Annotated in this window: 6 protein-coding genes; 4 read left to right on the top strand and 2 right to left on the bottom strand. The window is 47.5% G+C overall.

Annotated features, from left to right (window positions below; translation table 11 throughout):
* Window positions 1-29 precede the first annotated feature (29 nt).
* Window positions 30-3,248: a SusC/RagA family TonB-linked outer membrane protein gene (locus tag ACYVGR_RS37325; protein ID WP_460965974.1), complete on the bottom strand. Its 3,219-nt coding sequence runs from the start codon at window positions 3,246-3,248 to the stop codon at window positions 30-32.
* Between the two features lie 678 nt (window positions 3,249-3,926).
* Window positions 3,927-4,613 carry a hypothetical protein gene (locus ACYVGR_RS37320; protein ID WP_460965972.1) on the bottom strand — a complete coding sequence of 229 codons (687 nt, stop codon included), beginning with the start codon at window positions 4,611-4,613 and terminating at the stop codon, window positions 3,927-3,929.
* Between the two features lie 288 nt (window positions 4,614-4,901).
* Between ACYVGR_RS37320 and ACYVGR_RS37315 the strand changes: the two genes are divergently transcribed.
* The 4 genes from ACYVGR_RS37315 (at window position 4,902) to ACYVGR_RS37300 (ending at window position 16,065) form a co-directional block, all read left to right on the top strand.
* Window positions 4,902-6,041, top strand: coding sequence for an FG-GAP repeat domain-containing protein (locus tag ACYVGR_RS37315; protein ID WP_460965970.1), 1,140 nt, complete (start codon window positions 4,902-4,904; stop codon window positions 6,039-6,041).
* Window positions 6,042-6,121: 80 nt separating this feature from the next.
* Window positions 6,122-6,529, top strand: coding sequence for a hypothetical protein (locus ACYVGR_RS37310; protein ID WP_460965969.1), 408 nt, complete (start codon window positions 6,122-6,124; stop codon window positions 6,527-6,529).
* 119 nt (window positions 6,530-6,648) lie between these two features.
* Window positions 6,649-10,833, top strand: a complete 4,185-nt coding sequence (locus ACYVGR_RS37305) for a hybrid sensor histidine kinase/response regulator transcription factor (protein WP_460965966.1) — start codon at window positions 6,649-6,651, stop codon at window positions 10,831-10,833.
* A 216-nt stretch (window positions 10,834-11,049) separates the two neighbouring features.
* Window positions 11,050-16,065 (top strand): beta strand repeat-containing protein, encoded by a 5,016-nt coding sequence (locus ACYVGR_RS37300; RefSeq protein ID WP_460965964.1) that lies wholly within the window; start codon window positions 11,050-11,052, stop codon window positions 16,063-16,065.
* Window positions 16,066-16,094: the final 29 nt, after the last annotated feature.

Raw genomic sequence — 16,094 nt, 5'->3', positions numbered from 1 at the left:
GGAACAACGCGAAGCAAACGACTGACATATTACAGGCCAATCTGAAGACCTAACAGGTACGTGGTTGGTTTTGGATAGTTGTGCCAGATTTCGCCTTGCGAGAACGCACTGCTGGTAGTACCCTGGTTGGTTGGCGTTACTTCTGGATCGCCAATGATTGGATCTTCTACTAACAGAAAGAAGTTCTGAGCCGAAGCGTACACACGTAGCCGGTTCATTTTCATCTTGTTGGTCAGCGCAGCTGGGAAGGTATAGCCTACCAGTAAGTTTTTACCGCGTAGGAACGAACCATTCTTGATCCAGTGGCTATCTACGTTCGTTACGTAACCAGCACGGGTATCCCGGATTTGAGCAATCATTGTATTCTGATTGGTTGGAGTCCAGGCGTTCAGTACCGATTTGTAGCTGTTCGCCAGTGCTTGGCGGTCTTCGCTTGGGTGCAGGTTCATGAGCAGAACGTCGTTACCGTACATGTACTGCAATTCGAGCGTGGCATCGAAGTTGCCCAACTTGAAGTTGTTCGTCATAGCTCCCCAGCCTTTTGGGCTACCGTTACCAATAATGCTACGGTCAGCATCGGTAATCGCTTTGTCACCATTTACATCTAAATACTTGATGTCACCAGGCAACATCGTCAGACCATTCCGGTAGCTGGTAAATTGAGCAGCCTGATCGCGCTCAGCTTCGCTCCATACACCTACACGAGTTAAGCCCCAGAATGCTCCCACGGGCTCACCAATCCGGATAATGTTGGTTTGGTTGGTAAAGTTAGGTCCACCCACACCGAAGATATCAGATGGGGTAGCCAGCGACAACACTTTGTTCCGGTTAAGCGAGAGGTTGAACGACGTATTCCAAGTGAAATTTCCCTTGTTGATGTTCACCGTATTGATACCGAACTCAAATCCTTTGTTTTCCATCGAACCTACGTTCCGGCGGATAGTTGCGTAACCGCTCGATTGTGGTACAGGCGCATCAAGCAGCATATCTGTTGTCAGGCGGTAGTAGTAATCCAATTCTACGTTAATCCGTCCTTTGAACAAACCAATTTCCAAACCTACGTCAGTTTGTGCGGTTTTTTCCCATTTCAGATCTGGGTTAGCTAATCGGTTAATACCCGTTCCGCTCACTTTCGTATTGCCATAAACGGCAGCGTAGTTCGAGTTTAAGGTCGAAAGCGACTGGTAAGGGGGAATTTCCGAGTTACCTGTCAAACCATAGCTACCACGCAGTTTCATGTTCGAGATAATCGAATTGCCTTTCAGGAAGTCTTCTTCCGAAATACGCCATGCTAAAGCTGCTGATGGGAAGAACGCGAATTTGTTGTTTTCCCCGAATTTAGACGAACCATCGGCCCGGCCTGTAGCTGTGAACAGGTACTTGTTTTTATAACCGTAGTTAATACGACCGAAATACGAGTTAAAGGCAAACCGTGATGCGTCAGAACCAACAGATGGGTTAGTAGCACCAGCTCCTAAGTTGTTATAACCAAAATAATCGGTAGCAAAACCACTAACGCTACCATTCATTCTGAACGCATTCGTTTCCTGCCAAGAGATACCCAACAAACCCGTGAACGAGTGGTCCTGACCGAATTGTTTGTTATAAGTCAAGTAGTTTTCCAACGACCAGAACGAAGTCCGGGTACTTTGCGTCGAAGCATTACCATTGCCACCAATGTTCAGGGTACGGGTTTGCGACTGGTTAACTTCCTGGGTCTGAACGTTGGTCCCTAAAACAGTACGCATTTCCAGCCCTTTACCGAAATTGATATTGGTGTATAAGCTACCGATTACCGTTTGGGTAACCTGAATGTATTTCCGGTCTAGCAGACGGTGGACTGAACTCATTGTTCCCTCCGCATAGGGATAGTCGCGGTTTTCAGCTAATACGCCTGTGTCAGGGTAACGAACAGGCAGGAATGGGAAGTCTTCCACAATTTGCCGGGCTACTGCGTCATTGATATCCACCAGGTTTTCATTCTGGTTGTTATAGCTCAGCGTACCGCCAATTTTGAGCCAGCTTTTTACCTGATCGTCAATGGAGAAACGGCCAGAATAGCGTTTCATGTACGAGGTCTTGATAAGACCTTGATCATCCCGATAATTGAGCGAAAGTGCATATTGTGTACGTTCGTTACCACCGCTGAAGCCCAACTGATGGTTTTGCGAAAGTGAATTCTGCGACGATTCTTTGAACCAGTCAGTATCATACAGTGGGTTCAGGTTCGCATCAAAAACACCTGGGTGTGCAGCACTGAACGCCTTCCGACGAACGACTGGGTCAAGATAAGTCCATTTACCAGCAGCCCAGCCAGCAGGGTCAAATTTCGCCATGTTCGCGTATGCCAGATCTTCAGTTGCCAGATATTCTTTGGCGTTCAACACCTGAGGCTTGTTTGGTCCAATAGTGTTTACACTGAATTGAGTGTCGTAAGTAACTCGGCTTTCACCAGCTTTCCCTTTCTTGGTTGAGATCAGGATAACGCCGTTAGCGCCCCGAGCACCATAGATAGCTGTTGACGAAGCATCTTTCAGTACTTCAACATTGACGATATCGTTTGGGTTGATATAGTCGATTGGGTTACTGAACTGGTCACCTGTACCTTGTGGCAGCATCACACCGTCGATTACATAAAGCGGGTTGTTCGACGAGTTAATCGAGCTAAATCCGCGAATACGAACGGTTGTACGACCACCAGGACGACCTGAGTTGTTGTTCACCTGTACGCCCGGCATACGACCCGATAGAGCCTGGTTCAGCGAAGGGGCTGGACGCTCCATGAGTTGAGCTTCTTTTACGCCAGCAACAGCACCGGTAAGATCTGATTTTTTGGTTGTACCATAACCAATAACTACAATCTCATCCAACACTTTGCTGTCTGTTTTCAAACTGACATTCACCGAAGCCTGGTTGGAAACCTGAATTTCCTGAGGAAGGTAGCCTACAAACGAAAATACAAGAGTAGATGTACCATCAGGTATGTCTAGCCGATAACGACCATTGGCATCCGTAACGGTACCACGCTGTGTTCCTTTAATAATGACACTTACGCCCGGTAACGCTTCATTTTTCTCATCGCTAACCTGTCCTGTCAGAGTCCTGTCTGCAACGGTTGTTATGTTGCCCCGATCAGTGGGGGTCTTTGCATAGGTTAGGTTAAGACAGCTAAATGCCAGTAGCAAAGGCGTTGCCGAGCGATATAACTGCCTGCCAAACCAAGGTTGAGGAGGTAAGTGTTTTTTCATAGAAGTTGTGATCATTAATGCTTAGGTTTGAGCGTAAACGGAGATTAAAAATGTACTAAATAGATTAAAAAATAATTGGACTCTACGCGTCAAAACTAGTATATAACCCATTTCTACTCGTTGTAATTAGAAAATAATTAAGCCATAGTTAATAAGTTATTAAAAATACTGGCTAACTGTCTGAGTAGTTGAGCTTAGCCTTCTTTGGGTAAAAGTGTATGTTTTTAATAATATCGATAGGTATAAATTACTAACATTAGATTAACATTTGATCGATTGAATGTATGGTGATACGGATACCAGCTATTTCAGCTAAGGTGTTAGAAACCTAAAAATCAGATTAGATTGATCGGATATATGATTGTACTATTTAGCAGGAGGCCACTTAACGACAAGTCGATTGCCTTCTTCGAGTAGTAATTCCCAACGCTAGTGTCTTTCAGGACACAAGCAGTATGACAGGATAGGGGAACTGATATTTTTAATAAACAGTGTGGTCAGGTAAGCACGCAAATCCGTAGCTTCGAGAAACACTTTGATGCCAGAGCTGCCTCTTCATGATGCTCGGTCATTAACAATCTTTCGATACTTGCTGGTGTAGCCTTATTAGGAGTTGGCAGAAGCAAAAACGCATAGTACGAAGATCAGGCCGCTGGCGATGGAGGTCTACATAATGAATCAATAAGGGATCTCGTGTGCATCGCTAAGATTGAGTAGATAATTCCCGATAATGCGAATTGGCTGATCAAGGTTGGGGCTCCAGCGAACCAGGAAGTAATAGCCATCTGGCCGATGCGTTTCTAAAATCAACTCTGAGCCATCAGTCCCAAGCACTTTGCTAAAACCTAATGGGGAACTGTATAAAACCTTTAGACTCATCATTAATTGAATAAACTCGTCGTAAGTAGCCTTGGAAAGGCGTTTCGACTTATTCACTTTAAATGGTATTTGGGATGTACTGTCTGCTATATGGATTTTACCATTCCGTGACATGTAATTCCTACCTGGAAATTCGGGCATTTTACGGGCTACTTTACTATACAAACGAATCTTATCCCCTTTCTTTTCCAGTGAAATCACTACGGGGGGATGGAATGATCTGAGCAAGGTAAATCGATAGACTTCTTTCTCCAGCGGAAAATTAGATAGGACAGGTTCTCGTAGCTTGTAAAGGTCATACGAAAACCAGTTGAGCTTGAAGGTATCAATTCGGGTTTTGACTCTTGATGCTAGAACAAGCTCGCCCGGAAGGAAATAATAATTAGGGTCAGTGCGCATGCTTTCAGTAACCTGATCTTTCGGAACTCGCACTCTTGTTAGTGAACTGTCGATAAATTTTTCGGGAGGGAAATACCAGGTTCTCATGCTTCTGGGTTTTCCTGATTCATCAGAGATACTGGGAGAGCGCCTGAACGAACTCTTGAAAGGAGAGTCCGTCGGCTGTTGGCAACAGGCCGATGTTGGGGAAAATAAGAAACCCCCACTTACGTAGAGTATGAATTGAACAAGGATCACTTTTTTCATAACGGCAGGGTTAACCGTAACTCAGTCTCATTTCCTGAATCAATCTTACCGGCTCATCTACTCTTCTTCTGACCAACTAGTGTTATAAGATAATGTAGCAAAGCCCGACAATACATAACCAACTCACCTATGCTTCGACCTCTTAGTGGCCTTCTGGTACTATTCGCCCTTGTCGGTGCAACTGCTCCTGAACCTACACTTCGCTTTAACCGCTACTTTGTTGCCGCCGAAAGTTATGAATCGGTGGGGGTGTTTGACGTCGATAAAAATGACACGCTAGACATCGTATCCGGTGATTTCTGGTATGAAGGTCCTCGTTTTCGTAACCGGCATCTCATTGGAAACGAGCCGCGTAAAGACCAATATTATGACGATTTCTCGACCATTCCACTCGATGTCAATGGCGATGGACGTCTGGATTTCGTAACGGGTGGGTGGTTTGACCAGACGCTGCGTTGGGTCGAAAATCCGGCGAAGAAAGACAGTCAGTGGCCCTTGCATGAGATTGGGAAGGTGGGTAATGTAGAAACAACCCGAGCCTGGGATATAGATGGCGATGGCACCGTTGACATTGTGCCTAACAATCCCAATCATCCCCTCAAATACCTTAAGCTGGTAAGTCCAGGCGTATTCAAAACCGTTACGGTGGCGCCAACGCAGGGACACGGCCTCGGCTTTGGCGATGTGAACGGCGATGGTCGGGGTGATCTGATTGTTAGCGATGGCTGGCTTGAGGCCCCTGAAAATCGGGAGTCTGGTCCCTGGACATTGCATAAAGAGTTTGCCTTTGGCACGGCTAGTGTGCCCATTATTGTGGCCGATGTGAATGGCGATAAACAGAATGACCTTATTGTAGGGCAGGGGCACAGTTACGGCCTGCACTGGTACGAACAAACTCGCGACGCCAACGGGCAACGCGCCTGGACAAAGCACCTGATCGATGACAAAAACTCACAATACCATTGTCTGGAGTGGATTGATATTACGGGCGATGGACGCCCTGAGCTACTAACCGGTAAACGCTTCCGGGCGCACAACGGTAGAGACCCCGGCGAAGAAGATCCTGTTGGCCTGTACTATTTTACTTGGGATGCCTCGAAAAAACAATTCGTGAAGCACGATATTGCGTATGGGCAGGCAGGTGTTGGCAAGGGAACAGGAATTTACTTTGCTGTGGCTGACTTGCATAAAACCGGTCGTAAAGACCTTATTGTGGCCGGGAAAGATGGCTTAGTTGTATTTTTTAACGAAGGCTTCTCGAAAAAATAGTAGCTGTTAGTCTATAAGTGTAGTAGTTTTTGGCGTATTTTTATCCATTATATTGATCGCTTATCGTAACTACTACCTCTATGCAACGTGCTCAATTAAAAGAGTTTTACGGCTACGGATTAATCGTACTTGTTCTAATTGCTGTCCAGATTTATTCTGTTTATACGGCTGCCACCACAGATTTGGCTTTGACCTGGAAGCATTATGCTGGATTTGGGGCCACGGTTCTAGCGGGCATTTTGTGGGCCATTCGCAAACCTCAATACCTATTTTACGCACTTGGTCTAACGTTGATGCTGGGCTACGAAAACCTGATTGGCTTCACACCAACCCTCGATTTCACGGCAACGCGTTATTATATTAACAACATGGCGTTGCCCGTATCGTATCAGGACTTTTCGATGTATATGCTGCTTATCTGGGCCTACATTGCGCATGCAAGATTGCGGACAATGGTGCAGTCCTTGTTCGTGAGAACGAGAGGTTAATTGCCTAAGAATGCTTTATACAAGCTAATGTAGTAAGGGCTAGTTATCAACTAAACAACTTCGGTAATACTAAAATCGGTTTGGTACGGTTGTACGTATCTTTCTGGAAAAAGATGTTGATGCGCCTTCTTTGTCTGGTCTTCTGTCTGCTGCCGTTTTCAATATTCGCTCAACTTAAGGGTTGGCAGGAAATTACAATCTCGGAAGGCTTGTCGCAAGGAATGATTTATGATCTTAAACAAGATCATAAGGGCTTCATATGGGCAGCGACTAAAGATGGGCTGAATCGCTACGATGGCTATAATTTCACGGTTTTTACCCACGACGCGTACAATAAATTCAGTCTGTCATCCAATGGTTGTTCGACTTTACTAGTTGATCGTCAGGGGCGTTTATGGATAGGAACCTTAAACCGGGGGCTTAATTTATACGATGATCGAACCCAACGATTCTATCATATCGACCTGAGCGATCCGGCCCTACCTGATGCTGGCAATTTCGAGATTAGTATGTTGGCCGAAGACCCAGAAGGCAACATCTGGGTAGGCACCAGCCAGAATAAACTCGTTAAAATTACCTTGACTGACGCGCTGAAAAACGGGTTCCCTCAACAGGATGATGCTACATCCCAGGTCCAATTCAGCCGGTTTTCATTTCCAAGTAGTGGCAGTGCTCCAGCCCGAATCAGATTTTATGACAATGGACAGGCGGTGGTTAGTGCCGCCCGAGAATTATACACACTGAACTGGCGACAACCGACGGGCTATTCGCAAAGTAAGCGATTTGGTCCATTAGCTACCCTGTTCCAGGCAACACCCGACGGGCAGCAACCTGACTACTGGTTTGGATTCAGTTCGGATACGCTCGTTGGCTGGCAGCAGACTAAACGAAAGGTGATCAAGCTGCCGCCTACTAAAAACTTCAATCTGTATCTCGATGCCCTTACCCCTCAAACGGTAGCCGTAGCAACACCCGATTTTTTGTGGCTTATGTCGCCCGCCCAGCTCTACGCGCAGGATAACCTGTCAGAGCGCAATGCTTTTGCGGTTATGCCGCCAAATGTGTTTGCGATTACTAAGCTTCTGATCGACAAAACCGGGAATATTTGGGTGGGTACAGCGGGCTATGGCCTGCGAAAATTCAGTCCTCGTATTAAGCAGTTTCAGGCTTGCTTACCAAATACCTCACTCTCATATCTATTTCAGGATCAGCGGGGTCAGACTTATGTGCGAAATCAGTTTGATTATGGCCGATTAGACCGCTCTACTAATAACTGGAAATCTTTTCTGAGTAAAAGCGGCACAATTCAATCTGACCGGCCAGCTTACATCATGCAGGATCATCAGGGGTTTTTCTGGGCCTCCATAGCAAACGTCCAGGCCGATCCACATATCCATCAATTCGTTAAGTTTTCGCCGAACTGGCAACCGCTCAAAACCTACTCGCTGCCGCCCGGTACGGCGTTTGGTGTATATAGTAATCAAACTCGTGAAGACAAATTCGGGAAGATCTGGATTGGGGCAATGAATGGAAAACTCCTCAAATTTGACCCAACGACCGAAGCCTTTACGGTATTTTCGTACCAGAATCTGCTACCCAGACAGGCCGCCGAAGTCGAAACTTACTCGCTGTATTTCGATAATGCCGGTACGGGCTGGATAGGTACACAGAATGGCCTTATTCGGGTCGATCATCTACAGTCGAACCCGGCTTTTTCGATTTATAAAAACAATATTGCCAAGCGCGAGAGTCTGAGCAATGATTTTGTGTCGAGTACTGTCGACGATCCTGATCAGCCGGGAAAATACCTTTGGGTAAGCACGAAAGGAGGGGGGCTAGAGCGGCTGGATAAGCAAACCGGGCAATTTCGGCAGTTCACCGAAGCTCAGGGATTGCCTAATAAGGTGGTTTATGGCATACTGGTAGATGAGTTTAAAAATCTCTGGATGAGTACCAATCGGGGGCTGGCTCAGTTTAATCCCCGGACGTTCAAGTTTCGGAACTATACTAAAGCCGACGGGCTTCAGGACGACGAATTCAATACGGGTTCATTTCTTAAAACGGCATCAGGAGAACTACTTTTTGGAGGTGTAAACGGGCTGACTGCCTTTCGTCCTAAAGACGTAGCAACCACAACTAAGGGTTCGATTCCTGAGGTTCATATTATTGGGTTAAAAGTCAATAATGAAGCTGTTGGTGTAAGAGCTCCAGACGGCATCTTGCCAGAAAGTATCGAGCAGACCCAGCAGCTCGATTTGTTATATACCCAAAACTTAGTGACGCTGGAATTCGCAGTAATGGATTATGCAAATCCGGCTAAAAATCAGTACCGTTATCGGTTGCATGGTATCGATAAAAACTGGGTAGAAGCAGGGACCAACCGATTCGCCAACTATGCGCAGCTGCCCAGCGGTACCTATACGTTTGAGCTGGAAGGATCGGCTAACGGAGAGGTCTGGAGCAAGCCCGTTCAACTGATTATTCGAATTCACCCGCCGTTCTACCGAAGCTGGTGGGCTTATTTGCTGTATACGCTTGCGCTGATTTTTCTCGCGTGGCAGCTCTATCGATTCCAGAAACAGCGATGGCTGTTGCAGCAGCAGGTGGCTTTTGAGCAAAAAGAAGCCAGTCGATTAGCAGAGCTGGATGCGCTTAAGACGCAATTCTTTACCAATATTTCCCATGAATTTCGTACACCACTGACGTTGATTCTTGGTCCGTTGACCGCGTTGAAACAACAGCTTCGGACAGAAAAGGTGGTCACGCTAACAGAGCCGGTGGTGAATTTGATGGAGCAGAACAGCAATCGGCTGCTCCGCCTGATCAACCAGCTCCTCGATCTGAGCAAACTATCGGCGGGTCAACTTCGACCGATACTGGAAACTGGCGACTTGGCGACGTTCTTCCGAACCCTGGCCAGCTCGTTTAGCTCACTAGCCGAAAGCCGAAACATTCGGTTCTCGTTCGCGCAGCAGCATAGCCACTTCCAGGCTAATTTCGATCATGACAAGCTTGAAAAAATAGTAACCAACCTACTCTCAAACGCGTTCAAATTTACCCCCGATGGCAATCAGGTTCATTTGCAGGTCGATTACCCTCCCCAGCACTCAACCGGTGAGTTAGTAATTTCGGTAGAGGATACCGGTATTGGCATTGCCCCAAGTGATCGGGAGCGCATTTTCGAACGATTTTATCAGCGGTCTGCCAATGCCCGATCGGCTGGGGCTAAGAATAAAGTCAACCCCACTGGCGGACTACTAACCTACGAGGGTACTGGTATTGGGTTATCGCTGGTTAGTGAATTGGTAAAGGTACTTGGAGGAACGGTTACTGTTTCCAGTACCGAGGGCGTAGGCACTACTTTTATGGTTCGCCTGCCACTAATAGGGTTGGAACAGGAATCGCCAACAGATGATGCCAAAGTACCCGAATTATTGGGGTATGCTATTGATAAGCATGTAGTTATACCTGAAATAGCTTCACCAATATCAACTACGGATAACATTCTGCTTATTATTGACGACAATGCTGATATTCGTACGTATGTACGAATGGTGTTCGAGCCAGATTATCATATTATTGAAGCCGAAGATGGACTAGATGGACTGGAAAAAGCGACGGCTAATTTGCCTACTGTAATCATCTGCGATCTGATGATGCCCCGACTCGATGGGTTTGGTTTTTGTAAAGCCCTGAAAACGCAGGAGGTCACCAGCCATATTCCGGTGGTAATGCTAACGGCGAAGGCAACCATAGAAGATCGTCTCGAAGGTCTCGAATTAGGGGCCGATGATTACCTGACCAAACCCTTCAATCAGGTCGAACTTCGAACACGGGTAGCTAATTTGATTCAGCAGCGCGAACGACTGTACCGTTGGTTTAGCCAGCAGGAAGAATCAGCAGCAAACTCAACAACTTCCAAAACCTCACCAGCACTCCCACTTGCTGACCAGAAATTTCTCGACCGATTATCGGCCATCGTTGACCAACACCTAAGCGATCCAGCATTTAATGTAGAAGCCTTTGCCGAAGCTGCCAACCTGAGCCGTACGCAGCTCAACCGGAAGCTGAAAGCAATATCCGATACCAGTCCAACTAATTTTATTCGGGAGATGCGACTAGCTAAAGCGGCCGAATTACTACTTGAAGGCGACGAAAGCGTAACGCAGATTGCTTATGCGGTTGGGTTTGATAATCCATCCTACTTCACCAAATTATTTCAGGAACATTACCATACACTTCCCTCGCAGTATGGCCGGACGACGAGCGGGCGGATTATAAAAGACGAATCATCACTTACGTAGCGTAATTTACAAAAAAACAAAATCCGTATCTTAACTAGGCAGTTTAGTCATCATGAAGCCCATAATCGGGCTTCTTTTTTGTTTGATGCACCCAAATTTACAAACAATGCAACATATGTGGTAGCGGCTGAGAAACCAGATAGGGTACTTGCCGGGGCAATTTGTTCGGTAATCGGCCGACATAAACTCCTACGCAATCCTTAGTCTATCTCGTTTATGAACTCTTCTTTACTTCTTTTTCATCGTCTATCTTTTCGGACAAGCTTTCTGCTGATTATACTGACTAGCTTCTCTCTGCTGACTCGGGGAAAAACTATCGAATATCCAACGACCAATACAACCGCTTTTTTTTCGGCGGATAGTGGCCGGGTTGGGCAGAAGAGTAGCTACGAAGAAACTCCTAAACTCTTGCCTGATAGCTGGATGGCTAGTGCTGGACTAAAACTTATGCCTCCCGATGGAGCGAACTCGTTTGAAATCGAGGGTGGAGAAAGGAAAATCAGTAAGTTCAGTACCAGCTTACGAGCTGCCCCGCTCTCAACGCTTGATTACCAGCCAATGATGGATCTGTACAATGGCACAAATGGGCCAAACTGGACCAACCATACAGGCTGGGGCAACGGTACTGACCCCTGCACCGGTAATAATGGCAACCCCTGGTTTGGCCTAACCTGCACTAATGGACGGGTAAGTGAGATTGCTTTAACCAATAATAATCTGGTGGGCAGCCTTCCAGGTAGTCTGAGCATGCTCACAGGTTTAACCGTGCTTCAGATTAACCAGAATTCACAATTGAGTGGCAGCATTCCTACTGGCTTGGGCAATTTAACCGCCCTGATTGGCATCGAACTGGATAACAATGACTTGACGGGTCCGATTCCGACCGATCTGTCTACGCTGACCAATCTGCAAGCTCTTTCTTTACCATATAATCGGTTGACGGGTAGTATTCCGGCTAATTTGCCTACAAACCTGAAAATGCTTGATTTAGAGCACAATCAGCTAACGGGTAGCCTCCCCGCTAACCTGATTACCATGACCAATATTCAGTATATTATTCTAAGTGTTAATCAGTTAACGGGTACTGTCCCAACTGATCTGAGCCCACTGACTAGCCTGCTAAATTTTAATGTAAGTGAGAATCAGCTGACCGGGAACATTCCCACGATCCTGCCTGCGAGCCTGCAAGGATATGAGTTACAGAACAATCAGTTAACGGGAAGCATTCCCGCTAATCTGCCTTCGAATATAGAAAGGCTTAATTTGAATGATAATCGGTTAACAGGTAGTATTCCAAACAACCTGAACACGCTAGCCAAACTGAAGGTCCTTAATTTACAGAACAACCAGTTAACGGGTAGCATTCCCGCTAATCTGGGTACGCTAACCAAGCTGACGGTTCTTAATTTAAATACGAATCAGTTAAGCGGTTGTTTTCCTGCCTCATTAACAGCGCTGTGTGGAGGTGGACGTAGTGTTGATTTTCAAAATAATTTAGGTCTGCCAGGAGAAGGAGACTTTGATGCTTTCTGTAGTAGAGGATTTGGTAAGGCTGGATTTGTGGCTCAGGCGTCAGTCAGCCTAACCTCGGCCTGTATTGAGAGCGTGGTCAGTTTAAGTGCTAATGGTGGAAGTGGTTACAGCTACAATTGGTTAAGCCCGGCCGGCACCACGCTAAGCAGTAATTCAGACCAGAGCGTGTCGGCCACAATGAGTACTTCGGGGGTGAAAACGTTCACGGTGGTGATTAGTAGTGGTAGTAGTTGCAGCAGCACGGCCACCGTCAATGTAACGGTTAATAACTTATCGACGATTAGGCTTAGTGCATCTAATGCATGTGCAGGCTCACCGGTTACCCTGTCTGCTACCAGTGGCTTAAGTTCGTATACCTTCACGGGTCCGTCGGGTAGATTAAGTGGTGCTGGCAACACCCGATTGGTATTATCCCTGACCGCAGGAACCTACAGTTTCAGTGTAGCTGCGGTCAACGCCAGCGGCTGCGTAGCTACTGATCAACTATCGCTGGTAGTCAACGAATTGCCAACTGCAACATTGACGAGCAGCGGTACGTTGACCTGTGATCAACGTACCGTCACGCTGACGGCTTCGGGTGGGGAATCCTATACGTTTACCAGGGGTGGAGTTGTACTTGGTACACCAGGTTCCACGAATACAATAGATGTGACGACGGCAGGTACCTATACCGTGCGCGTGGTCAATGCTACTGGCTGTGTCAGTACGACCACCACGAGCGTCGTCAGTACCATAGCAACCGTCAACGTCGACAATCCGGTTACGACAACTGGTATAAAGGATGTTGCGTTTAGTAAGACCTTCAGCGCATCCGGGGGGGCATCTCCCCGTAGTTTCAGTGTGGCCAGCGGCAGTTTGCCTGACGGACTGAACTTGTCCACTACGGGAGTATTATCGGGTACACCTACTGAGAGTGGTAGTTTTACCATCACCGTGCAGGCTACTGACGCCAATGGCTGTTCGGCTGTCGGAGCTAATTACATTCTGACGATTACAGACAACACACCCACCATTACCGATTTTGGAGCGGTGAACACGAGTGTGTGCGTGGGTAGTTTGCTGACCTTCACCGCTACAGTGGGTAATGTATCGGGATTGTACAACTACACGCTTACTAATGGTATCGGCACTCCGACCTCTGGGGTAAAAAACAGTACTGCTTTCACCCAGAATCTGACTTCTTCTGAGTCAGGCAGCCAGAGCTTCACGCTGATTGTAAGCGCCAATAGCCAGTTGGCATCAGCAACAACTGATGTGACCGTTAGTTCGTTACCTGTACCCAGCCTGACCAACAACGGCCCTATCAGTTGCACGCTGCCTGCAGTGACCTTAACGGCTTCGGGGGGGAACTCCTATACGTTTACCAAAAGTGGTGAAGTCATAGGCGCACCGGGCTCGACGAATACGGTAGATGTGACTAGTGCGGGTACTTATACCGTACGCGTGGCTAATGTTACAGGTTGTGTCAGTACCACCACTACGAACGTCGCCAATATCGCAGCAATCGTCACCGCTACAAATCCGGCAACAAGAAATGGAGTTGTAAATGTTTCGTTTAGTCAGACCTTCAGCGCATCGGGGGGCACATTGCCCCGTAGTTTCAGTGTGGCCAGCGGTAGTTTGCCCGACGGATTAAGTTTATCGACCACTGGCGTTTTATCGGGTACACCTACTGAGAGTGGTAGTTTTACCATCACTGTACAAGCAACCGATGTCAACGGCTGTTCCGGTGTCGGGGCCAGTTACGTCCTGACGATTATAGACAACACACCCATCATTTCCGACTTTGGAGCGGTAAACACGAGCCTATGTGTAGGTAGTATTGCCACTTTTACGGCCACAATAGGAAATGTAACGGGTACCTACAACTATACGCTGACCAATGGTATTGGCACTCCGACCTCTGGGATAAAAACCAGTGCTGCTTTCAGTCAGAATCTGACGCTTGCTGGATCAGGCACCCAGAGCTTCACACTTACTATCAGAGCGAATAATCAATCAACATCAGCCACTATCGATATAACCGTGAGTCCCTTCCCCGTGGCCAGTCTGACCAACAACGGTCCTTTAAGCTGCACTTTGACTACCGTGACCTTAACCGCTTCGGGCGGCACGTCGTACACCTTCATCAAAAGTGGTGAAGTAGTCGGTACACCGGGTTCGACCAATACAATAGATGTAACCACATTAGGTACCTATACCGTGCGCGTGGCCAATGCCACGGGCTGTGTGAGTACAACCACGACAACGGTGGGCAACATCGTAGCAACCGTCAACGTCAATAATCCAAGCACAACAAACGGTGTCCAGAATGTAGCGTTCAGCCGGAACTTTACGGCTTCGGGCGGAACGGCCCCCCGTAGTTTCAGTGTAGTCAGCGGCAGTTTACCTACAGGACTAAATTTATCAGCCACTGGTGTCTTGTCGGGTACGCCTACGCAAAGTGGTAGTTTCTCCATCACTGTACGAGCCATAGATGTCAATGGCTGTTCAGGCGTGGGAGCTTCTTACGTGCTGACGATTGTGAACAACACACCTATCATTGACAACTTTGCCGCTGTGAACAACGCGGTCTGTGTGGGTAGTCCTGTTACCTTCACGGCTACAATCAGCAATGTAACAGGGACTTACAGCTACACGCTCACCAACGGAATCAGCACCCCGACAACTGGCACCAAAACTAGTGCTACCTTCAGCCAGAACCTAACTTCTGCGGGATCGGGCAGCCAAAGCTTTACTTTGATTATCAGCGATAATAGTCAGTCAGCATTTGCAACTACCGCTGTAACGGTGAGTTCATTTCCTGTGGCCAGCCTGATTAATAATGGCCCCATCAGTTGTACGCTGCCTGCGGTGACGCTGACCGCGTCGGGCGGTACTTCTTATACATTTACCCGAGGAGGAACAGTGGTAGGTACATCCGGTTCAGCGAATACGCTGGATGTGGCCGTAGCAGGTACCTATACGGTTAGAGTTGCCAATGAATCCGGTTGTGCGAGCACTACTACAACAACGGTCACCAGCAATACGGCTTTACCTGCCCTCACCGTCAGTCCCACCAGCGCTACGCTGACCAACGCCAATCCGAGTACCACCCTCACGGCCAGCGGTACCGGTAGCCCCCTTTGGTCGACGGGACAAACCACGCCCATGATCTCGGTAACCACCAGTGGCAACTACTCGGTCACGCTCACCGGTGCCAATGGATGTAAAGCTACGGCCAATGTGCCAGTTAGGGGCTCCGATTTAACCGCGAACATACTGTTGCCACAAGCTCAGTTTGGCGCATCCGGTACAGCCGCCGTGGGTAATTTCGTGGTCAATGTGTTTGAAGTAGGTGGATTACCAACTTCTTCTGGCAATGTGACCATTACCATCACGGCGCCTATTGGCTATACCCTGGCGTTCCCCCCGAACTTAACTAGTATCGATGTGCAGACTAGCGGCACCCTGAACGTGAATAATGGACAATGGACGGTCACGAAGTCATTAGCCAACCGACAACTCACCCTAACGATGAATTCAGGAGCCTTCATTAGTGGAGGTGGCGAATCGAGTTTAGGCTTTACCCTCACCCGAACGAGTGCTAATTCAGGTAGTACGTCCAGCATTACGGTAAATGTGGCTGATGATCTGACCATGACCTACGATGGTAATCTGGCCAACAATGTATACGCCCGAATTATCAGCGGCTTGTAGGCCCTAATCTTGCGAAGTAAATTTTAATT

The sequence above is a fragment of the Spirosoma litoris genome, from assembly GCF_054776755.1.
The sequence above is the reverse complement of the archived record's forward strand: the minus strand, read 5'-3'. Positions and strand labels throughout refer to the sequence as shown.